At 58.7% G+C, this 20,478-nt stretch carries 25 protein-coding genes; 11 read left to right on the top strand and 14 right to left on the bottom strand.

Translation table 11 applies throughout. From position 1 onward, the window contains the following. Positions 1 to 149: 149 nt before the first annotated feature. The 3 genes from ABYT07_RS09775 to ABYT07_RS09765 all read right to left on the bottom strand — a co-directional run bounded on the left by ABYT07_RS09775 (position 150) and on the right by ABYT07_RS09765 (position 1,859). The gene (locus tag ABYT07_RS09775; RefSeq protein WP_372991237.1) at positions 150 to 794 is read right to left on the bottom strand and encodes an SDR family NAD(P)-dependent oxidoreductase; all 645 of its coding nucleotides are present in this window, start codon (positions 792 to 794) and stop codon (positions 150 to 152) included. Between the two features lie 51 nt (positions 795 to 845). After that, entirely contained in the window at positions 846 to 1,310 is a 465-nt protein-coding gene (locus tag ABYT07_RS09770) for a DUF1178 family protein (RefSeq protein WP_372991236.1), read from the bottom strand. 63 nt (positions 1,311 to 1,373) lie between these two features. After that, positions 1,374 to 1,859 (bottom strand): NUDIX hydrolase, encoded by a 486-nt coding sequence (locus ABYT07_RS09765; protein ID WP_372991235.1) that lies wholly within the window; start codon positions 1,857 to 1,859, stop codon positions 1,374 to 1,376. A gap of 119 nt (positions 1,860 to 1,978) precedes the next feature. On the opposite strand from ABYT07_RS09765, the gene modA reads away from it, so the two are divergent. The 3 genes from modA to modC are packed head-to-tail and all read left to right on the top strand — an operon-like array spanning position 1,979 to position 4,466. Continuing rightward, complete coding sequence (gene modA / locus ABYT07_RS09760) at positions 1,979 to 2,695, top strand: molybdate ABC transporter substrate-binding protein (RefSeq protein ID WP_372991234.1); 717 nt, start codon at positions 1,979 to 1,981, stop codon at positions 2,693 to 2,695. Then, complete coding sequence (modB, locus tag ABYT07_RS09755) at positions 2,692 to 3,381, top strand: molybdate ABC transporter permease subunit (RefSeq protein ID WP_372991232.1); 690 nt, start codon at positions 2,692 to 2,694, stop codon at positions 3,379 to 3,381. The genes modA and modB overlap by 4 nt, the downstream gene beginning before the upstream one ends. After that, the gene (gene modC / locus ABYT07_RS09750) at positions 3,378 to 4,466 is read left to right on the top strand and encodes a molybdenum ABC transporter ATP-binding protein (protein ID WP_372991231.1); all 1,089 of its coding nucleotides are present in this window, start codon (positions 3,378 to 3,380) and stop codon (positions 4,464 to 4,466) included. The genes modB and modC overlap by 4 nt, the downstream gene beginning before the upstream one ends. Positions 4,467 to 4,518: 52 nt before the next feature. On the opposite strand, the gene ABYT07_RS09745 is transcribed toward modC, so the two are convergent. Then, positions 4,519 to 5,283 (bottom strand): EcsC family protein, encoded by a 765-nt coding sequence (locus ABYT07_RS09745; protein WP_372991229.1) that lies wholly within the window; start codon positions 5,281 to 5,283, stop codon positions 4,519 to 4,521. 63 nt (positions 5,284 to 5,346) lie between these two features. After that, positions 5,347 to 5,883 (bottom strand): GNAT family N-acetyltransferase, encoded by a 537-nt coding sequence (locus ABYT07_RS09740; protein WP_372991227.1) that lies wholly within the window; start codon positions 5,881 to 5,883, stop codon positions 5,347 to 5,349. A gap of 37 nt (positions 5,884 to 5,920) precedes the next feature. On the opposite strand from ABYT07_RS09740, the gene ABYT07_RS09735 reads away from it, so the two are divergent. Next, on the top strand, positions 5,921 to 6,526 hold the full coding sequence (locus ABYT07_RS09735) for a flavin reductase family protein (protein ID WP_372991225.1): 606 nt from the start codon (positions 5,921 to 5,923) through the stop codon (positions 6,524 to 6,526). Positions 6,527 to 6,589: 63 nt separating this feature from the next. On the opposite strand, the gene ABYT07_RS09730 is transcribed toward ABYT07_RS09735, so the two are convergent. Then, positions 6,590 to 8,251 carry a SulP family inorganic anion transporter gene (locus ABYT07_RS09730; protein WP_372991223.1) on the bottom strand — a complete coding sequence of 554 codons (1,662 nt, stop codon included), beginning with the start codon at positions 8,249 to 8,251 and terminating at the stop codon, positions 6,590 to 6,592. 158 nt (positions 8,252 to 8,409) lie between these two features. Here ABYT07_RS09730 and ABYT07_RS09725 point away from each other — a divergent pair, with 158 nt between their 5' ends. Next, positions 8,410 to 9,282 carry an S-methyl-5'-thioadenosine phosphorylase gene (locus ABYT07_RS09725; protein WP_372991221.1) on the top strand — a complete coding sequence of 291 codons (873 nt, stop codon included), beginning with the start codon at positions 8,410 to 8,412 and terminating at the stop codon, positions 9,280 to 9,282. A 133-nt stretch (positions 9,283 to 9,415) separates the two neighbouring features. Beyond that, entirely contained in the window at positions 9,416 to 9,946 is a 531-nt protein-coding gene (locus ABYT07_RS09720; protein WP_372991219.1) for an adenine phosphoribosyltransferase, read from the top strand. A 64-nt stretch (positions 9,947 to 10,010) separates the two neighbouring features. Here ABYT07_RS09720 and ABYT07_RS09715 read toward each other — a convergent pair whose 3' ends face one another. The 4 genes from ABYT07_RS09715 to ABYT07_RS09700 all read right to left on the bottom strand — a co-directional run bounded on the left by ABYT07_RS09715 (position 10,011) and on the right by ABYT07_RS09700 (position 13,743). Further along, positions 10,011 to 11,432 carry an FAD-binding oxidoreductase gene (locus ABYT07_RS09715; protein ID WP_372991217.1) on the bottom strand — a complete coding sequence of 474 codons (1,422 nt, stop codon included), beginning with the start codon at positions 11,430 to 11,432 and terminating at the stop codon, positions 10,011 to 10,013. A 40-nt stretch (positions 11,433 to 11,472) separates the two neighbouring features. Then, complete coding sequence (locus tag ABYT07_RS09710) at positions 11,473 to 12,297, bottom strand: MBL fold metallo-hydrolase (RefSeq protein WP_372991215.1); 825 nt, start codon at positions 12,295 to 12,297, stop codon at positions 11,473 to 11,475. Between the two features lie 80 nt (positions 12,298 to 12,377). Then, positions 12,378 to 13,163: an SseB family protein gene (locus tag ABYT07_RS09705; RefSeq protein ID WP_372991213.1), complete on the bottom strand. Its 786-nt coding sequence runs from the start codon at positions 13,161 to 13,163 to the stop codon at positions 12,378 to 12,380. Next, the gene (locus ABYT07_RS09700) at positions 13,156 to 13,743 is read right to left on the bottom strand and encodes a uracil-DNA glycosylase family protein (protein ID WP_372991211.1); all 588 of its coding nucleotides are present in this window, start codon (positions 13,741 to 13,743) and stop codon (positions 13,156 to 13,158) included. The genes ABYT07_RS09705 and ABYT07_RS09700 overlap by 8 nt, the downstream gene beginning before the upstream one ends. 112 nt (positions 13,744 to 13,855) lie before the next feature. Between ABYT07_RS09700 and ABYT07_RS09695 the strand changes: the two genes are divergently transcribed. The 5 genes from ABYT07_RS09695 to kdsA all read left to right on the top strand — a co-directional run bounded on the left by ABYT07_RS09695 (position 13,856) and on the right by kdsA (position 18,503). Continuing rightward, positions 13,856 to 14,200, top strand: a complete 345-nt coding sequence (locus ABYT07_RS09695; RefSeq protein WP_372991210.1) for an ArsR/SmtB family transcription factor — start codon at positions 13,856 to 13,858, stop codon at positions 14,198 to 14,200. Between the two features lie 35 nt (positions 14,201 to 14,235). Continuing rightward, positions 14,236 to 15,135 (top strand): cation diffusion facilitator family transporter, encoded by a 900-nt coding sequence (locus ABYT07_RS09690; protein WP_372991209.1) that lies wholly within the window; start codon positions 14,236 to 14,238, stop codon positions 15,133 to 15,135. 185 nt (positions 15,136 to 15,320) lie between these two features. Beyond that, positions 15,321 to 15,980 (top strand): ABC transporter ATP-binding protein, encoded by a 660-nt coding sequence (locus tag ABYT07_RS09685; protein ID WP_372991208.1) that lies wholly within the window; start codon positions 15,321 to 15,323, stop codon positions 15,978 to 15,980. Then, a complete protein-coding gene (locus ABYT07_RS09680; protein WP_372991207.1) occupies positions 15,958 to 17,673 on the top strand; it encodes a capsule biosynthesis protein in 1,716 nt (571 codons plus the stop codon). The genes ABYT07_RS09685 and ABYT07_RS09680 overlap by 23 nt, the downstream gene beginning before the upstream one ends. Continuing rightward, on the top strand, positions 17,670 to 18,503 hold the full coding sequence (kdsA, locus tag ABYT07_RS09675; RefSeq protein ID WP_372991206.1) for a 3-deoxy-8-phosphooctulonate synthase: 834 nt from the start codon (positions 17,670 to 17,672) through the stop codon (positions 18,501 to 18,503). The genes ABYT07_RS09680 and kdsA overlap by 4 nt, the downstream gene beginning before the upstream one ends. On the opposite strand, the gene ABYT07_RS09670 is transcribed toward kdsA, so the two are convergent. The 4 genes from ABYT07_RS09670 to ABYT07_RS09655 form a co-directional block, all read right to left on the bottom strand. Further along, entirely contained in the window at positions 18,500 to 19,144 is a 645-nt protein-coding gene (locus ABYT07_RS09670; protein ID WP_372991204.1) for a phosphoribosylanthranilate isomerase, read from the bottom strand. The genes kdsA and ABYT07_RS09670 overlap by 4 nt on opposite strands. Before the next feature lie 36 nt (positions 19,145 to 19,180). After that, positions 19,181 to 19,531 carry a LapA family protein gene (locus tag ABYT07_RS09665; RefSeq protein ID WP_372991202.1) on the bottom strand — a complete coding sequence of 117 codons (351 nt, stop codon included), beginning with the start codon at positions 19,529 to 19,531 and terminating at the stop codon, positions 19,181 to 19,183. After that, the gene (gene ihfB, locus ABYT07_RS09660; RefSeq protein ID WP_372991200.1) at positions 19,531 to 19,815 is read right to left on the bottom strand and encodes an integration host factor subunit beta; all 285 of its coding nucleotides are present in this window, start codon (positions 19,813 to 19,815) and stop codon (positions 19,531 to 19,533) included. The genes ABYT07_RS09665 and ihfB overlap by 1 nt, the downstream gene beginning before the upstream one ends. 272 nt (positions 19,816 to 20,087) lie before the next feature. Beyond that, positions 20,088 to 20,478: S1 RNA-binding domain-containing protein (locus ABYT07_RS09655; protein ID WP_372991199.1), on the bottom strand; the 391-nt coding region annotated here is incomplete at its 5' end.

Below are 20,478 nucleotides of genomic sequence, written 5' to 3'. Positions count from 1 at the left end.
TACGCGCAAGCCGTGCCCTTAGCAAGCCCAAGCATTTTGCCGTTTCTCTGGCTCAAAAATATCCTGGGGCCCGGGGCAAAGCCCCGAATCTTAAATCACTGGGCAAAGCCCCGAGTCTTGAATCGCTGGGCACAACCCCTAATCCTAAATCAATAGGGATGCGCCCGCCCGTCCCATGTCTCAAAACATCCCGTGGTTGCAATATCCAACGCTGCAAACCGGCCAACCAGACCCATAACCGCTTCATCGACCGTAATGGCAGCCATATTGCCGCCCATACTGGTCTGGACCCAACCCGGATGATAAATCCCGACAGCGATCCCCTCGCCCTTCAAATCTGTCGCAAGGTTGCGCCCCAAATTCAAAGCCGCCGCCTTGGACGCGCGGTAAATATAGCTCCCTCCCCGTGCCAATTCCGACGACGCCATCTGCGAAGAAATGATCGCGATTTTCGGGCTCTGCGCCCTGCGCAGATGAGGCAACAGCGCCTGAATGGCAAGAAAGACGCCAGTCACATTGGTCGCGAAACTATGCGCCCAAAGATCCGCTCCAAAGCCCGTTTCGAGATCGTCATGCTTGTCCAGATAGACGCCCGCATTGCAGACCAACAGGTCCAATGCGCGGTCCCCCAGACTGGCCGCCATGGCGCTGTGATCGTGGGGATGGGTCACATCCAACTGGATGTCTGCCATCGGCGACCGTCCTGTCCCGAATACCTCGTGGCCTTGGTCTTTGTAGTGTGCGGCCAGCCCCGCGCCGATGCCGCGGGTTGCCCCAGTGATCAAAATCGTCATGGTTTGATGTTCCCTTGTCCCGCAGGGGGCATGCCCCGATCTGCGTGTATTCTATTGCGTTGAGCGTTTGGGCCGAAACGGCAGGGGCATCAGGGGCACACCTTCTTCGATCAAGGCGCGGGCCTGATCCAGCCGTGCTTCTCCATAAATTGACCGCTCTGGCGCGTCACCGGCATGCATGGCGCGTGCCTGCTTGACGAAATCCGCTCCGACATAGTCAGAGGAGCTTTCGACCTCCTTGCGCAATGCGTTGATCGCCTTTTCGACATCCGTTTGAGGCTTGGATAAAACTGTCGACGACGCACCCGCAGGGCTATCCTTTGTCTCGGGCCCCTTTGGTGCGGCTGTTTTCCGGGTCGTCAAACGCGGGGCCATGATCGCCTTGCTTACCTGATCAGAGCCGCAAACGACACAATTGACATGCCCCTGCTGCGCCAGCGCCTCAAAGGCCGATGTCGATTGAAACCAGCTGTCAAACAGGTGGTCCCGGTCACATTTCAAGGTAAATTTTATCATGTTAGCAGCAGTTTGCCCTTTTTCATCACCTTAGGCAATTAAATGGTGTCAATAAGGGCAGCGTCAAGCAGCCCCCATTTTGGCAGGCGACACGCCCGGGCGCGGATCAAAATCGCGAATCAAACGGCCAAGATCTGGCTCGCTGACCATTTTCATTGCTTTTTTGCGCGACACCCATTTGCGCCGACGCTGTCCAACTTCGGGGAAATTCTTTGCCAAAGCCTTAACCTCAACGGGGTAAAGCAATACAAGGACAGGGATGATCTCTCCGTCCGGCATCGTCTTGTCGTATGAATAGACCCCCAGACATCCGCCAACGGACCGCCCCGTAACCCCGGCTTCCTCCCAAGCTTCTTGCAACGCGGCGCGCGCTGGTGTTTGACCGTCCATCGGCCAGCCTTTGGGCACAATCCAGCGTTTGGAGCCGCGTGAGGTGATCAAAAGCACCTGCACCTTGCCCCGTCTGATACGGTAACACAGTGCCGCAAATTGCGACCGCACGTCGCCCTTGCGGGCACCGGGTATCGAAATGGGCAGTTGCTTGATCATATTGCCTCGGGTCGGGTCATGCCTCTATCGGAGCAGTTTAGCCGCAGGTTATACACAACACCAGTGATCCCCTTGCGCGCCCAATGCGCTTGGCGGATAGTGTAGATATGATGTTAAGAATGATCATTATTTTCGCTCTTTGGCTACCTTTCGGGGCGCTGGCGCAATCTGGCACTGTGACGGTTTTTGCCGCCGCCAGTCTGCGGGGTGCTTTGGACGAGGTTGCGACCGACTACGCGGCAAACGTGGCCCTGTCCTTTGGTGGCTCGGGCACGATGGCGCGGCAGGTTGCGGCCGGGGCACCGGCAGATGTGATCATTCTGGCCAATCCGGTCTGGATGGGCTGGCTGCAAGACAAGAGGCTGATTGATGGCACCGCCGCCGTTGATTTGCTCAGCAACAGCCTTGTGCTGATCGCACCTGCCGCCAGTACCGCCACACCGGACCCCGATAACCTGCTTGCTGAACTTGACGGCGCGCGTCTTGCCATGGGGCAGCGCGATGCGGTGCCTGCCGGTATCTATGCCCGCGAATGGCTGCAATCGACAGGTCAATGGGACGCCTTGGTGCGCCATCTTGCGGAAACTGACAATGTGCGCGCCGCGCTTGCGTTGGTCGCGCGTGGCGAAACCCCCTTGGGCATCGTCTACCGCACGGATGCATTAGCCGAAGATCAGGTGCGTGTGGTCTATGCCGTGCCGGAAGAATTGCACAGTCCTATTACCTATCCAGCTGCCGCCCTGACAGACAGCGGGCAGGCTTTTCTTGCGTATCTGCAAACCCCAGAGGCAATGTTGGTTTTTGCCAAACACGGCTTTGGGCAGATCACCCGATGACACCAGACGCCGCCGCATGGGACGCGCTGCGCCTGTCGCTTTGGGTGTCGGTTTGGGCCACCGTGCTGGCGGTTCCCTTGGCGCTTTGGGTCGCATGGGTGCTGGCGCGTCGTTCGTTTTGGGGCAAAGCATTGCTGAATGCGGCGGTGCATTTGCCTTTGGTACTGCCGCCCGTCGTGACGGGCTACCTGCTGTTGATGGCCTTCGGGCGCACCGCCCCCTTGGGCCGCGCATTAGAGGCGATAGGCCTGCATCTGGCGTTCCACTGGTCCGGTGCCGTCCTTGCCGCGACGATCATGGGGTTCCCCTTGATGGTGCGGGCCATGCGGCTTGCAATCGAAGCGGTTGACCCGAAACTTGAAGAAGCAGCCTTCTCGCTTGGTGCCCCGCGCTTGTCGGTCTTTACCCGTGTCACCCTGCCCCTGATCCTGCCGGGAATACTGGCGGGAACCGTGATGGGCTTTGCCAAGGCGATGGGCGAATTCGGGGCCACGATCACCTTTGTCGCGAACATCCCCGGCCAGACCCAGACCCTGCCCAGCGCGATCTGGTCGGCGCTGCAAATCCCCGGCGGGGAAAGCCAAGCGGTGGTCATGGTTCTGATGGCCTCAGCCGTGGCGATCAGCGCCGTGTTGTTGTCTGAGCTACTTGCCCGCCGCGTCGCCGCACGGATCGCAGGCGCATGACCCTCTCGCTTTCCCTGTCCCACCGCTTTGCCGATTTCACGCTGGAAATCGCGCTTGAGGCCGGGCCGGGCATCACCGCGCTTTTCGGGCGGTCGGGTGCCGGCAAAACCACTGTTATCAATGCCGTGGGTGGATTTCTACGTCCGGATCAGGGGTTAATCGCCGTGGATGGCGACGTCCTGCTGGACACAAAGCGCAACATTTTCGTACCGCCGCACAAGCGCCGATTGGGCACTGTATTTCAGGATGCGCGCCTGTTCCCACATCTGAGCGTCGCGCAGAATTTGATGTTCGGCGCGCGCTATGCACCAAAGGGCAGCGCGGGTCCCGGCTTTGACGATGTGGTCGCTTTGTTGGGTCTGGAAGACCTGCAAAATCGTGCGCCGGCAACCTTGTCGGGGGGGCAAAAGCAGCGGGTAGCCTTGGGGCGCGCGCTGCTGAGCCATCCCCGCATGTTGCTGATGGATGAACCGCTCGCCAGTCTGGACGGCCCCCGCAAACAAGAGATTTTGCCTTTTCTTGAGCGCTTGCGCGACGGCCCTCTTGGTCTGCCGATCCTTTATGTCAGCCATGCCGTCGATGAAATTGCCCGCCTCGCGGATACATTGGTATTGATCCAGAATGGCCGCGTTCAAGCCCAAGGACCGTTGTTCGATGTGATGGCAGACCCTGCCGCCGTGCCATTGCTGGGGGTGCGCGAGGCAGGTGCCGTGATCGAAGCCGATGTCATTGCCCATGGGACCGACGGCATATCAACGCTGCGGATCAGTGCCGGAGAGATCGAACTGCCCGGTGTACAGGCAGGCATCGGCGCGCGGGTGCGGCTGCGGGTGCTGGCGCAGGATGTGATCTTGTCGCTGAACCGCCCCAAGGGGTTGAGTTCGGTGAACGTCCTACCGGTCGAGGTAGAGACAATTCACCCCGGTGACGGTCCGGGGGCTGCCATTGCGCTGCGTGCGGGGTCAGACAGATTGCTCAGCCGGGTGACCGCCCGCGCGGTGGCTGAACTGGGTCTGGTGCCAGGGATGAAGTGCTATGCGATCCTGAAGGCCACGACCGTGGCACCGGGCAGCATCGGGCGATAGCCAACAGGTATCAACGGTCAGATATTGCAGGTCAGGTGTCAAAGAACGCGCCTCAAGCGACGCGCTTGGGGCCGACCTTGATCCGCAACCGTTCAACCAATACGTCCTGCGGGATGTCTGCGTCTATGGCCAGTTTGCGCAGGCCGAAATGCACATGGGCCATGTCCTCGTAATAGCTGGTATAGGCATAATTCGTCGCCGCCCCCGCGACAGCGCCCAAGACCGGCACCGCTTGGGCCGCCAGCTTTTGACCCAACACGACCGCCAGTCGCGGGGCGACCTTGGCGATCACCGCCTGCATGGCCCGCCCGCTAAGTGCGACGCGTGCTGACAGAAACCCCAGATCAGCCCCGTCATCATCCGACAGTGGTCCGGCAGCAGAAAATACCTGAATGCAATCGAACTGCACGTTCTCGGCATAGGGGTCAAAGCCATGTTCAACCGCGACCCCTTGGATCACACGCAGCAACAGTGTCGTGGTCACAGGCAATTCGGCCAGCGCCGTTGGCAATCCACCAGCACCGCCTGCCGCGCCCATGGCCGCACTGACCGCCTGATTAAGCCAGCTTTTCTGATCCGGCACCATCGACCGCGTCGAGGTTGCAGCCTTCATCGCCTGCCCCAATGCCTTGACCGTGGCAGCCTCCAGATTGTTGCGCACCATATTTGGCAGCTTGTCGATCAGCCCTTCGGCACTGCCGCCGATGACATTCAACACATTGATGCCTACGCCACCTGCGCCCTGATAGCGCCGGGCGATCTGGTCCAGACGTGCTTCGACGTCAATCGTGGTCGGAAGGTTGCTTTCGATCTGCATAACGGGGCCTTTGCGCTGTTCCATCTGAATGTGGGGCGCAAGCGTCCCGGTTTCAATGCAACGTTACAGCAGCCATGACGTTACATCACCCGCAATGCCCTGCCACGCGCCGGGAACAAGGTCACGCCCCAAGACCCGCGCCGGATTTGTGGGCGGCGGCATGACGACATCATGCAATAGGGTGAACCCAAAGCGTTCGTAATAGGGCGCGTCCCCCACCAGCATCACCCGCGTCCAACCCAAGGGCGCGGCATGGACCAGACTGTCTTCGATCAGCAACCCGCCAAGCCCCTCGCCCTGCCGTGTCGGGTGAACCGCGACCGGCCCCAGCAGCAATGCCTCGGCCGCTCCGATGCGGATTGGCCAATAGCGGATCGCGCCTGCCAAGATGCCATCGTCATCCCGCGCCACATGGCTTAGGCCTGATACAGGCGGTACGCCGTCACGCAGACGGTACGACGATAGCGCCTCGCGGCCCGGCGCAAAACAGGTGTCATATAGCGCCTCGACCTCCCAATGGTCCTGCGCGCTCTCTGGGGTCATGTGATACAAGGGGATTGCGGCCTGTCTGAGTATTTGCGGTGGCAAAGCCCTTAACATGGCGCTAGCCATGGGTGCAAATCAAGAGGAGAGATTGATGTTCTACCGCCCGAAAGACGGCCACAGCTTGCCACATAATCCGTTCAACGCCATCGTGACGCCCCGCCCGATCGGCTGGATTTCGACGCGCGATGCCCAAGGCCACGACAATCTGGCGCCCTATTCGTTCTTTAACGGTGTGGCCTATGTACCGCCGCAGGTCATGTTTGCATCCACAGGCACCAAAGCAGATGTGGACGGGACCAAAGACAGCATGGCCAATATCCGCGAGACTGGCGTTTTTTGCGTCAACATCGTGGAATACGCCATGCGCGATGCGATGAATGCGTCGTCGGCTACGCTGCCCCACGGCACAGACGAATTCGGCCATGCCGGCATCGAAAAGGCCGAGTGTGACGAGATCGCCTGCCCCCGTGTCGCACATGCGCCCGCCAGCCTTGAATGCCGGATGACGCAGATGGTAAAGATCGAAGGCGAAAGCAACTTTGTCGTCTTTGGCGAAGTCGTCGGCGTACACATGCGCGACGATTGCATCAAGGACGGGCGGTTTGACGTGACCACCTATCAGCCGTTGTCGCGCCTAGGATACCGCGACTACACCCGCATCACGGATGTATTCGAAATTATCCGCCCCGACGACTGATACGCGATCCGGAGTTTTCAAAAATTCCGTCCCGTTTTCTTTGAAGAAAACGGCCAGCCCCGCCTAATGGCCGCCCAGAATGCCAGTGCGCACCTGATAGTTGACCGCGACCTGATACTCAGGATCATCATCGCTGTCGATCATCAGGTGCCCTGCTTTGGTCAGCAGGCGATGGCAGTCACGGCTTAGGTGGCGCAGTTGTACGCGTTTGCCAGCGTCCTCGTATTTACCCGCAATCGTCTCGATCGCCTGCAAGGCCGATTGATCCACAACGCGGCTGTCGGCGAAATCAACGATAACCTCGGACGGGTCTTGCTGGACGTCAAACAGTTCGGCAAAGCCTTCGGACGATCCGAAAAACAGCGGGCCCTGAACCTGATAAACTTTGGCACCTTCGGGCGTCAGATAGGTCTTGGCATGAATGCGCCGCGCATTATTCCACGCATAGGCCAGCGCTGACACGATCACACCCACAACCACCGCAACGGCAAGGTCTTCGTAGACCGTCACAACCGTCACCAACAGGATCACAAATGCATCCATCAACGGCACTTTGCGCAAGATCGTCAAAGAGTTCCACGCAAATGTCCCGATCACCACCATGAACATCACGCCCACAAGCGCGGCCAATGGTATCTGTTCGATCAGGGATGACCCCACAAGAATAAACAGCAACAAGAACACCGCCGCAGCAATCCCCGCGACGCGGGTCCGACCGCCGGATTTCACGTTGATCATCGACTGGCCGATCATGGCACAACCACCCATCCCGCCGAAAAAGCCCGTGACCGTATTTGCAACACCTTGGGCGATACATTCTTGGCTGGCCCCGCCGCGCGTGTTGGTCAGATCGCTGACCAGATTCAGCGTCAGCAGCGATTCAATCAAGCCAATCGCGGCAAGGATCACCGCATAGGGCAAAATGATATAAAGGGTTTCCAGATTGAACGGTGCCAGCGCGGTGCCATACAACCCAAGGCCTTCGCCAAAGGGCATGTGCGGCAGCGGAAATCCACCCTCGATCGAGGCAAGATCGCCGACCCGTGGCACGTTCATGCCGGTCGCGATCACGACGATGGCCACGATCCCGATGCCTGCCAACGGGGCGGGGATTGCCTTGGTGATGCGCGGTGTCACCCAAATAATCGCCATGGTTGCCGCCACCAGCGCCAGCATCAGATACAACGGTTGCCCTGACAGCCATTGCCCCCCGGACATGCCATGCCCTGTATCAACCATCGATCCCGGCACCTTGAACTGGCTCATCTGGGCCAAGAAAATAACGATCGCAAGGCCGTTCACAAAGCCTAACATCACCGGATGCGGCACAAGCCGCATGAATTTGCCCCATTGCATGAGGCCAAAAAAGATCTGGAACAGCCCCATCAGGACGACCGTCGCGAACAGATATTCGACGCCGTGCTGTGCGACCAAAGCCACCATCACAACCGCCAAAGCCCCCGTCGCCCCCGAGATCATACCCGGACGGCCCCCGATCAGCGCCGTGATCAGCCCCACCAGAAATGCCGCATAAAGACCGACCAGCGGATGTACACCGGCGACAAAGGCAAAGGCTACCGCTTCGGGTACCAAAGCCAAGGCAACGGTCAGACCAGACAGCAATTCAATCCGCAGACGCGTAGACGAAAGCCCCTCGCCGGGCATCCAGCGCAGGTCGGTAACATCAAGATTCTTGGTAAAGCTGCGGAATGTGGTGCGCGCCATGGGGCATCCTTCGTATCATACGGTCGGGGTGTCTTTTGCGCTCACTAGACCAAAGCCACGCAGATTGAAAGCCGAGCGCAACGTTCGGTACCTGATTGAGGCTTTCCCTCACCGTCAGCCTTGGTACTCTGCGCGCAAATCAATCCAGAGGCACTCCTATGACACAGACCAAAATCGCCGTAATCGGCGGCTCGGGCATCTACGAGATCGACGGGCTTGAAGGCGCGGAATGGCAGACCGTACAAACCCCGTGGGGGGCACCGTCGGATGCTATCCTGACCGGCACGCTGGAGGGTGTCGAGATGGCTTTCCTGCCCCGTCACGGACGTGGTCACGTGCATGCGCCATCCACCGTTCCCTACCGCGCCAATATTGACGCGCTCAAGCGGTTGGGCTGCACAGATGTCATCAGCGTATCCGCCTGCGGATCCTTTCGAGAGGAAATGGCCCCCGGTGATTTCGTCATCGTGGACCAGTTCATCGACCGGACCATTGCCCGCGAGAAATCCTTTTTCGGCACCGGCTGCGTGGCCCATGTCAGCGTCGCACATCCGACCTGCCCCCGCCTGAGCGACGCCTGCGAAACGGCCGCGCGGGATGCTGGCATCAACGTACACCGTGGCGGCACATATCTGGCTATGGAAGGGCCGCAGTTTTCAACGCTGGCGGAATCAAAGATGTACCGCGAAAGCTGGGGCGCAGACGTGATCGGCATGACCAATATGCCCGAGGCCAAGCTGGCCCGTGAGGCCGAGCTTTGCTATGCGTCCGTTGCGATGATCACGGATTATGACAGCTGGCATCCGGATCATGGCGAGGTTGATGTGACAGACATCATTCGAGTTTTAATGAGCAATGCCGACAAGGGCCGCAATCTGGTCAAACGCCTGCCCGCGTTGCTTGGGGCTGAACGCCATGATTGCCCCCATGGCTGTGACAACGCGTTGGAGTTCGCGATATTGACGCAGCCTGCGGCCCGCGACCCCGCATTGATGGCAAAGCTTGATGCGGTAGCAGGGCGGGTTCTATAGAGACTTCGTTGAGGTTTCGCGTCTGTTCGGGGCCTTGGGGTGCCGGGCAGGTCGTGTGAATGAGTATTTTTACAAGGGTGAGGTGAGAGAGACATGGCGTGTCATTTCAGCCCCCCAAGATCAGGAGAACCCGATGAAACAGGTTCAGGACTATATCCGCACCATCGTTGATTTCCCCCATGAAGGGATCATGTTTCGCGATGTGACCACGTTATTTGCCGACCCACGCGGCTTCCGCATGGCGATTGACCAGATGCTGCACCCTTACGCCGGCGTCGATATTGACAAGGTTGTCGGGCTGGAAGCACGGGGTTTCATCTTGGGCGGTGCGATTGCGCATCAGCTGTCCGTGGGCTTTGTGCCGATCCGCAAGAAGGGGAAGCTGCCGGGCCGGACGATTTCTCAGGAATATACGTTGGAATATGGCGAGGCGATTGTTGAGATCCACGAGGATGCCATTCAGCCCGGCGAGCGGGTTTTGGTAGTGGACGATCTGCTGGCGACAGGCGGGACGGCTGAGGCTGGGATAAAGCTGATCGAGCGATTGGGCGGCGAGATCGTGTCTTGTGCCTTTATCATCGACTTACCGGAGCTTGGCTGGCGCAAGCGGCTAGAAGCGATGGGCATGGAAGTGAACGCGCTTTGTTCATTTGAGGGTATGTGAAGGGGGCGCTGCCCCCCGCCCCCAGGGGGCGTCCCCCGGGATATTTTCAAGCCAGAGAAACCGGTTAGTCGGGGGCGCGCACGATCACGCCGGGGTTCATGATCCCGCTGGGGTCAAGCGCCGCCTTGATCGCGTGGATCGCTGAAAGTTTGGCGGGATCGCTGTATCGTTCGAGGTCATCGACCTTGAGGCGACCGATGCCGTGTTCGGCGCTGACTGAACCGCCCATGGCGTGGGTCAGGTCATGGATGACCTTTTTGATTTCATCGCGCTGTGCCAGATGATCCTGACGGGATTTGCCGGGAACCGGGAAGATATTGTAGTGTAAATTACCGTCGCCAACGTGACCAAAGCAATTGATGCGGAAGTCACCCAACCCTGCGATTTTCTTGCCTGCCTGCGCGATGAAATCGGGGATCGCGCCAAGCGGGACAGAGATGTCGTGGCTGGAAACCGCACCGATTTTACGGTTGGCATGGGGGATATTTTCACGGACCCCCCAAAAATCATCAGCTTGTTGTTGGCTTTGCGCGATCAGGCCATCGGTGACCAGATCAGCCTCAAGCGCGCATTCGAACAGTTTTTCCAGCGATGCCGCCGGATCCAGACCCCCGCTGAGGCCTAGTTCAATCAAAACGCACCATTCGGGCGGGGTGGCAAAGGGCTGGCGGACTTCGGGCATGGTCTCAGACAGGAAATTCAGTCCCATCTTGTTCATGATCTCGAATGCGCTGACCATTTCACCCAATTGGTCGCGCGCCAGTGACAGCAGTTTCAGGGCCGCAGCGGGGGACGGGACGACCAAAAGCGCCGTGCCCGATTTCGTCGGGCGCGCGAAAAGCTTGAGCGCTGCGGCGGTGATCACCCCCAACGTGCCTTCGGCACCGATAAGCAGGTGACGCAGGTCATAGCCGGTGTTGTTCTTGCGCAGCCGTGTCAGCCCGTTCCAGATTTGGCCGTCGGGGAGCACCGCCTCGAGGCCGAGACAAAGATCGCGCGCATTGCCGTAGCGCAGCACGCCGGTGCCGCCGGCATTGGTCGCCAGATTGCCGCCAATCCGCGCCGATCCTTGGGCTGCCAAGCTCAGCGGGAACAGCCGTCTTGCTTGTTCGGCGGCGTCCTGAACGTCGGACAAGATCACACCTGCCTCGGCCACCAGCACGTTTTCATCCGGATAGACGGCGCGGATTTTATTCATGCGTTCCAGCGACAGGATCAGCGGCGCAGGCCCGTTTTCCGCCACCTGCCCGCCCACCAGACCGGTGCCGCCGCCGTAAGGGATGACGCCGACCCGTGCCGCATTGGCGTGGCGGATCAGGGTCGACACCTCTTGGGCATCGCGGGGCAGCGCAAGGATGGCAGACTGGCCCGCATAAAGACCGCGCGGTTCCTCAAGATAGCGCGGCTCGACCGGGCGGAACACATCGGCAGGAAGATCGGCGCGCAAGGCGGCCTCGAATGCGGGATCGGCTGGGTTCAGTTTCATGCGCTATTGATCGCGCCAAGTTCCAACGCATGCAAGGCGCTTAATCGTCGCTGCGCAAAAATTGCGGGCGTAGCACCATGATCGTCGGCCGTGACGGTAGCCTGTCCAACGATATGTCCAAGGACGGACCTTCGACATGGATCACGGTAAAGTCATCGGCCATACCGGTCAGGAAATCATCCAACCCGAAATCCGAGAACCAGTGCATCGGGATCACAATCGACGATTTCAGACGCTTTAGAATGCGGATCATCGACGGCTGGTCCAGCGTGTAACCTCCGTCGACAGGGGCCATCACCACATCAAGACGTCCGATGGCGGCGTATTGCGCGGCGTCGGGTTCATGGTGCAGATGCCCCAGATGGCCGATGCACAGGCCTGCCATCTCGAAGATGAAGATGGAATTGCCTTCGACCTCTACCCCCGAGAAATCAGACCTGATGTCGGTTGATACATTGCGCACCAGTACCTCGCCCAGATCAAGATTGTGGTCGATGCCAAGGCCAAATGCACCCCAGCCCGGCAGGATATGCGGGATCGCGGGATCTGGCGCGGTCGTAAAATGGCTGCCATGGGCCTTGTTCATGGTGACCACATCCGGGATCAGCGGCAGCGTACCGGTAAAGCCGGTGAAATCCGTCACCATGTTCAACCCGCCATGGCTGCGGATCAAAAAGCTGGCATGGGCTATATAATGCAGATGAACCGTCTCGGGCGAGACCTGTGGCAGGCTGGCAAGGGTCAGATATTCGATGCCCGGCGTGGCATCCGCCAAGGCAATGCAGTGGCTGGGCTGGCGGGATTCGCCCTGCGCATGGGCCATCGTGGCCAAAAGCGGTAGGGCCAGTATCAAACGGAATAACATGGGCGGACCTCCTTTGATCTAAAAAGGATACCGCGAAAATGCTGCCTGTCGTTAGGCTTTTTGACGCAGGGGGGCTGCTATCATCTCAGAATGGGTGGTTTCGACGGGTCCGACCCAGGTGCCTCCATTCGCGGGGTCTTTTGCAGAGGCTCCATCTGAGGTAGGTCAAAGCGCAGGCCGACCTTGGACAGTTTCTCAACCGTTGGATCAGAAGGCGCGAAGAACCCGACGTCCATGGCACCCGCTTCGATCCCTGAAAAGGTCAACGCCTCGGATGCTGCGCGGACCAGCGCGTCTTGGGCGCGGGGTATCGCCCCCACAAACCCCAGCAGATGCCCGCGCCCGCCGCCTGCATATTCGACGCCCACCAACCATGCGCCTGCGGCCATGCCTGTGGCGGTGGCCAGCTTGGCATCAATCGCGGCGATGAGGGTTTCTGGCAAGCCTTTGGGCGGGATCACCCGTTCGATCTTGGCCTCGACCTGCCCCGGCACGTGGGCCAGCGTGTCGCGCAGCCATGCAACCGCGCTGTCGGGCAGCAAGATGGCGGACGGGGCGACGTTCATATTCACCGCCATGCCAAGGGGCTGTCCGTCCAGCATCCCCGCAATCGCGCGCCCTGACAGCGCCACATAGGGGGCCGCGTGGCCGACATAGGCCGCCAGCCGTTCGATCCGGTCGAACACCAGCACATAGGCATCATCCAACAAGACGGGGCTGACCTGATCGGCGTCTGGCTCGTCCTCGAGCAGCAAAAACAATTCTACATCCGCCATGCGTTCGTAAAACCGCAGGCGGGCGGCATCGTCGGTCTCGTCTGCCATCATGGCGGCGTGGGCAACGTCAAATGGGGTCTGGTCAGTCATTCATCACATCCTTTACGGCGGCCCGCAGCCGGGGAAGCACGTCTTCCTCGAACCACGGATTTTTCTTAAGCCAAGCGGTATTGCGCCAAGACGGATGTGGCAAGGCAAAGACGCCCGGCGGATGGTCGCGCCAATCGGCAACCGCGCGGGTCACCGTGGTGAAATCCGGCAAATGATAGCGCATGGCATGCCCGCCAATCAGGACCGTCAAGCGGATATCAGACACCGTGTCCAGCGCCCCTGCCCGCCATGTTCTGGCGCAAATCGGCGGGGGCGGCAGATCGCTGCCCTTGGCATCATACCCCGGAAAGCAAAACGCCATGGGGATAATCGCCACACGGGACCGGTCGTAAAATGCATTTTCGTCCAGTCCCAGCCAATCCCGCAGTCGTTTTCCGGATTGATCCCAGAATGGCGTATTGGCTTGGTGGACCCGCAGCCCCGGTGCCTGCGACGCTATCAACAGGCGGGCCCCCGGCTGGAACCACACCACCGGGTTCGGGCGATGCGCCGTCGCGGTGGCCGCAAAACGGTCAGCGCATAAGGTGCAGGCGCGCAGGCTATCGCGGAAATCGGTCATGGGGGTCAGGTAGCAGGCAACAGGCCGGATTCAAATACCGCGGTCAGTATAACATTTCGAGATTCATCGAAACGTTCTTGACGACAGTTATTATTTCTATAATTCTAGAAGCATGGAATCAAAAGCCCCCCCTCCGCACGACCTTACCCTTGCTGCCGCAAGATTTGCCGCCCTCGGGTCTGAACAACGCCTGCATGTTCTACGCATTCTGGTGCGCGCGGGGCCTGCAGGACTGGCAATTGGTACGTTGGGCGGGCGTTCGGGCATCACCGGATCGACCTTGACCCATCATGTCAAATTGCTGGTCGCCGCTGGCCTTGTGCAACAGCAGCGTCAGGGCCGCAGTATCATCTGCGCGGCCGTAGCGCATGGGGCCGTGCACGATCTATCGCGGTTTTTGCTGACCGAATGTTGTGCAGATTCCGATGTGCCCTGCCCCGACCACACACACGACTAACCCCACGACGAACCTGCTGGAACGGAACACCGCCTATGTCACATGCCCATCACCACGTGGACCCCGAAGCTGGGGATTTCAAAATCGCCCTCGCAGTTTTAATCAACCTTGGTCTGACCCTGGCCCAGATCATCGGCGGCATCTTTGCCGGCAGCCTGTCGTTGATCGCCGATGCCTTGCACAATTTCAGCGATGCCATCGCCCTGATCATCGCCTATGCCGCCCGCAAAATTGCACGGCGGCCCGCCAACGCCGACATGACCTTTGGTTATGGCCGGATCGAGGCTGTCGCCGCTTTGATCAACTATACCACGTTGATCGTGATCGGCCTGTATCTGATCGTCGAGGCGGTGATGCGCTTTGCCAACCCGTCGCCCGTCACGGGGTGGATCGTGGTTGCCGTCGCCGGGCTTGCGTTGTTGATTGATCTGGGCACTGCGGCGCTGACCTATCGCGCGTCGAAAAACAGCATTAACATCCGGGCGGCATTCTTGCACAACATCGCCGATGCTTTGGGCTCGGTTGCGGTGATTATTGCAGGCACGATGGTGCTGCTGTTTGGCTGGACATGGGTCGATCCTTTGGCGACCCTGATGATTGCGGGCTATATCTTGTGGCAATCAGCGACCGAATTGCCGCAGGTCGCGCGCATATTGATGCTGGCCAGCCCCCCGGACCTTGAAACCGAAGCCGTCATTGCTGCGATGCGCGCACATCCCGATGTCGAAGATGTCCACCACGTACATCTGTGGATGATGCAAGAACACGGGTCCGCCCTTGAGGCACATGTCGTCGTCAGCGCCGATGCGCACCATGGGGGCCTTCGCAAATCGCTCAAGTCGCACTTGGTCAGTCAGTTCGGTCTGCACCACATGACCTTTGAACTTGAAACGAAGGGTGACGCCTGCACCCAAACTGCATTGATCGGACATTAACGTCGGCACATCTTCACCCGATATTGATCGGCCCGCGCAGTCTTGGGTTGTGCAGCCACCCATACAACCTTGTACATTATACGCAAAATCGGACATAATATGGTCAAAATCAGCGGATAGAACTTAACCATACCTCCATTCAAAAGGAGGATCGTCCAAGCAAAACACCTATCAGCGGAGCAGGCATGCTGGAATTCGACAATGTCTCCAAGTCCTTTTGGACTGGCACACAGCACAAGGTCATCCTTGACCATGTGTCGTTTCGCGTCGAAATCGGCAATTCGCTTGGCATTCTGGCGCCGAACGGGACAGGTAAATCAACGCTGATCAATATGATGGCCGGTCTTGAAAAACCCGACGAGGGTGAAATCAGACGTGAATGCAATATCAGCTTTCCACTGGGGTTTATGGGCGGCGTTGTCAGCAAGGTTTCCGCAATGGAAAACGCCCGCTATATTGCGCGGCTTTACGGGCTGGACCCCGATTATGTCGAAAGCTTTTGCCGGTGGCTCTGCGGGCTTGGGGAATATTTTGATCAGCCCTTGGGCACCTATTCGGCTGGTATGCGGTCGCGGTTTTCCTTTGCGCTGCTGCTTGCCCTTGATTTCGATATCTATTTGATCGACGAGGGCATGCCGACCACAACAGACGTTGAGTTCAACCGCAAAGCAGGAGAAATACTGCAAGAACGGTTGCGCACAACGACAATCATTATCGTTTCGCACCAGCCCGAAACGTTGCAACAGTTCGCGCGTTCCGCCGGCGTTTTGCTGGGCGGAAAGCTTCATATATTCGACACCTTGGAAGAGGCGAAACAGCTTTATGACTACGAAACCCAAGGCTAGAAAATTCCGCATCAAACGCAACACACCCGTTGCCGCCCCGGCAGACACCGCCGGAGCCGCAATTGCGCCTGCCGATCCGCCAGAAGCGGGCCGTGATCCGGCGCAACAGGTCCGCCCGCAATCAACGCCCCGTGCAGTGCCAAACACCGGTTCAAACGAGGGGGCCAACACCGCTGGACCGTCCGGTTATGGCCACGCCGACCAACCTGCGGCACAGCCCCGCCAAGGTGAAGTGGCATCAGCCGCAGAAGTGTCAGGCGAGCAGGACATGGACGCCATCCGCCGCGAAGGGCTGACCGGGCGCCAGCTGCGCATGGCGCGGCGCGTGGCGCAGAAACACGGGCTTGCGCCGACATCGGATTTTGATGCTGTGCGGCTGTTGCGCAGCAAGGGGATTGATCCGTTCCAACGCTCGAACATGCTTGAACTGGTGGTGCCACAACGCAGTGCCGGCGGGGAAGAGGCCGGGAAAGGCCGCATCCAGCTGCCCCAGACTGTGCCTGCTGGTGGCGTGAACCTGCCGTCGACCGACGTGTCCCCGATGGATCGCCGGATGCGCGAAATCTCGGACATCCAGCGCGATATTACCAAACGTCGTCGCCGCAAAATTGGCCTTCTTATGGTCCGCCTGATGTTCTTCGTGGGCCTTCCTACGATCATGGGCGGCTATTATTTTTACAACATCGCGACGCCCATGTACGCGACCGACAGCCAGTTCCTGATCATCCAGAACGAAGGGTCGGGCGGCATGGGGCCACTGGGGGGGCTGTTGCCGACACAATTTGCAAACTCGGCTGACAGTATCGCCACGCAAAGCTATTTGCAGTCCAAGGATGCGATGTTGCGCCTAGACAAGGATGTCGGATTTGTTTCGCATTTTGCCGACCCCGAAATCGACCCTATTCAACGGCTTGACCCCGAAGCCTCGAATGAGGTTGCGTATAAGTTCTATAAAAAGAACGTGAAAATCGGCTATGATCCGACCGAAGGCATGATCCGCATGGAAGTGATTGCGGCCGATCCCAACGTGTCGGCAAACTACTCGGAACACCTGCTGGAATATGCCGAAGAGCGCGTGAACGCCCTATCGCAGCAAAAACGGGAAGACGGCATGCGCGATGCCCTGACCGCCTTTGAAACAACCGTCAAGCAGCGGCGCGAAGCGCAAGAAGCGCTGATCAAGCTTCAGGTTGAAAACGGGGTCGACCCCGAGGCCGTTATCGCCTCGATCCGGGGGCAGATCACAAACTACGAAACCATTCTGCTTGAGAAAGAGCTTGAGCTGGCAGCATTGCTGGACAACCCGCGGCCCAACCGCGCCAAAGTGGACGGTGTTCAGGGCGATGTACGGCGCATTTCAGCGCAGCTGGACCGGCTGAACGAACGGATGAACAACGCGACCGAAGGCACGAATTCGCTGGCCCAACAGGCCGTCAGCCTGCAATTGGCCCAAGCGGACCTTGCCGCGGCAGATATGTCCTTGCAGGCCTCGCAAACCCAAATGGAACAGGCCCGCACCGAAGCACAACGGCAAGTGCGCTATCTTACCGTGGCGGTCCGCCCCGTTGCGTCGCAGGCACCATCCTATCCACGCAAGTTTGAAAACACCATTTTGACATTCCTGATCTTTGCGGGCATCTATCTGATGTTGTCGCTCACCTCGTCGATCCTAAAGGAACAGGTAACAAAATGATCCACGTCACCGTCGGAAACGTCGTTATCGGAATTGACCGCCCGCTGACGGTGATTGCAGGCCCCTGCCAACTGGAAAGCGAAACCCACGCGCAGATGATCGCGGGCCAGATGAAGGAAGCCTGCGATGCAGCAGGCGCACAATTCGTGTTCAAGGCGAGCTATGACAAGGCAAACCGAACGTCGCTGTCGGGCAAACGTGGCCTTGGCATCGACGAAGGTTTGGCCGTGCTACAATCCGTGGGCAAATCAATCGGCGTGCCTGTGTTGACTGACGTCCATACCGAAGCACAATGCGCGATCGCAGCCGAGGCGGTGGACATCCTGCAAATCCCAGCCTTCCTGTGCCGTCAGACAGACATGTTGCTGGCCGCCGGCAATACCGGCAAAGTGGTCAACGTCAAGAAAGGCCAGTTTTTAGCCCCGTGGGACATGGCCAATGTCGTGTCCAAGATTGAATCAACCGGCAACAAACGCATTTTGCTGACAGAACGCGGTACGTCTTTTGGCTATAATACATTGGTGGCCGATATGCGCAGTCTGCCCCAGATGGCCAAGACAGGCTATCCGGTTGTGATGGACGCGACCCATTCCGTTCAGCAACCCGGTGGGATGGGCGGATCAAGTGGCGGACAGCGTGAATTCGCCCCCGTCATGGCACGGGCCGCCGTTGCGATCGGCGTGGGTGCCGTGTTCATCGAAACCCACGAGGATCCCGACAATGCCCCGTCGGACGGACCAAACATGATCCATCTGGATCAAATGCCCGCATTGATTGAATCCTTGATGCAATTCGACGCCTTGGCCAAGAAATACCCGATTACGATCTAAAGCTTCGCGGCCTTCCCGAAGGCCGCGATAAGCTGTGCATCTTTGACACCCGGTGTCGCCTCGACGCCCGAAGATACATCGACCTGACGTGCGCCGGTCATGCGCGCAGCCTCGGCCACATTTTCAGGGGTCAGCCCGCCAGCCAACATCCAGGGCTTTGACCAACGCCGCCCCGCGATCAAGCGCCAGTCGAAGGCAAGCCCGTTGCCGCCGGGCAAATCTGCCCCCTTTGGCGGTTTGGCATCAACCAAGATTTGGTCTGCAACAAGCATATACGCATCAAGCTGCGGCAGGTCGCTGGCATCTGCAACGCCCACGGCCTTCATCACCGGCAGACCATAGCGTGCCTTGACCTCGGCCACCCGCTGCGGCGTCTCGTGACCGTGCAATTGCAGCATATCAATCGGCACGCTCATGGTCAGTTCATCCAGAAACGCATCATCTGCATCCACCGTCAACGCGACCTTGCAGATGCCCTGCGGCACCTCAAGCGCCAGCGCTGCGGCCTGTTCCAGCGTCACGTTACGGGGGGACTTGGCAAAAAACACAAACCCCACATAGCGGGCATCAGCCTGCGCAGCGGCCTTGACATCGGCAACGCTGCGCAAACCGCAGAATTTTACGTGTAACGGGGGCGTCATCAGTGTGATATCCTTGGGCTGGGCGGCCCGTCGGGCTTAGCTGGCCTGGTCCAAAAGCGCCAGAACCTCGTCCTGACCCTTGTGCTTTTCACCCTTCAACCGTGCGATTTCACGCTCAAGGCGGCGCATTTCGCGGGCTTGGCGGGCGGCCTCGGCACGTTGACCGTATTCGCGGATCCATTCCCACACAAAGCCGATCAACAAACCGGCAATGATGCTGCCCAAAATAACAACGAACAACGGCATATTGAGTTCAGGGTTCAGTGCGAAAAACCCCGACACCTCGCTTGGCAAAATCTTGAGCGACACCATCGACCGGTTGGCCAAAGCGACGGCAATCAATGCCACAGCGAAAACAGCGATGCAGAGGTAGCGGACATAACGCATTAGGAATTCCCGTTCAAACGATCACGAAGCAGTTTGCCGGTCTTGAAGAACGGCACATGTTTCTCTTCTACATGAACTGTCTCGCCGGTGCGAGGGTTCCGACCCACGCGCGCGTCACGTTTTTTGACAGAAAATGCGCCAAAGCCGCGTAATTCGACACGATCTCCGGCAGACATGGCACCGGTGATTTCTTCGAAGATGGTATTCACGATACGTTCAACGTCGCGCTGATAAAGATGTGGATTATCATCGGCGATCTTCTGGATTAGTTCCGATCGTATCATTCTGACCTCTCCCCCGAGATGTTTTTACAGTTTTCTTGGCACGACTATAACAAGTCGAACGCATACGGGAAGTCACTCAAATCCCTATCCGACACATTTAGACGGGGGAAGTCGCTGTTTTCCAGTGATTTTTTTACCCATCGGCGTTGTTTTGCTTGGAGAAACTTTGATGCCGTTAAATTGAGCGGATTTCGTAAGGACTGCGATTCGCACAAAAAAGGCCCCGCAGTCTGCACTGCGGGGCCCCTATCTAGCTTGCTAAACCGTTAAGTTCAGTCGTCGCCCTTGAGAGCGGCACCAAGGATATCACCCAAGGATGCGCCGGAGTCAGAGGAGCCATACTGCTCAACTGCTTCTTTCTCTTCTGCGATTTCACGTGCCTTGATCGACACGCCCAAACGGTGTGCTTTCGCATCGACGTTGGTGATGCGAACATCAACCTTGTCACCAACCGAGAAACGCTCGGGGCGCTGTTCGGCACGGTCACGCGACAGATCGGAGCGACGGATGAAGGCTTTCATACCTTCATATTCGACTTCGATGCCACCGTCTTCGATGGAGGTCACAGTCACAGTCACAACGGAACCGCGCTTAACGCCGCCCACTGCTTCTGCGAACTTGTCGCCGCCAACACCTTTGATCGAGAGGCTGATGCGCTCTTTC

The organism is Sulfitobacter sp., from assembly GCF_041552635.1.
Lineage (GTDB): Bacteria > Pseudomonadota > Alphaproteobacteria > Rhodobacterales > Rhodobacteraceae > Sulfitobacter.
This window is presented reverse-complemented; position numbering and strand designations above follow the sequence as displayed.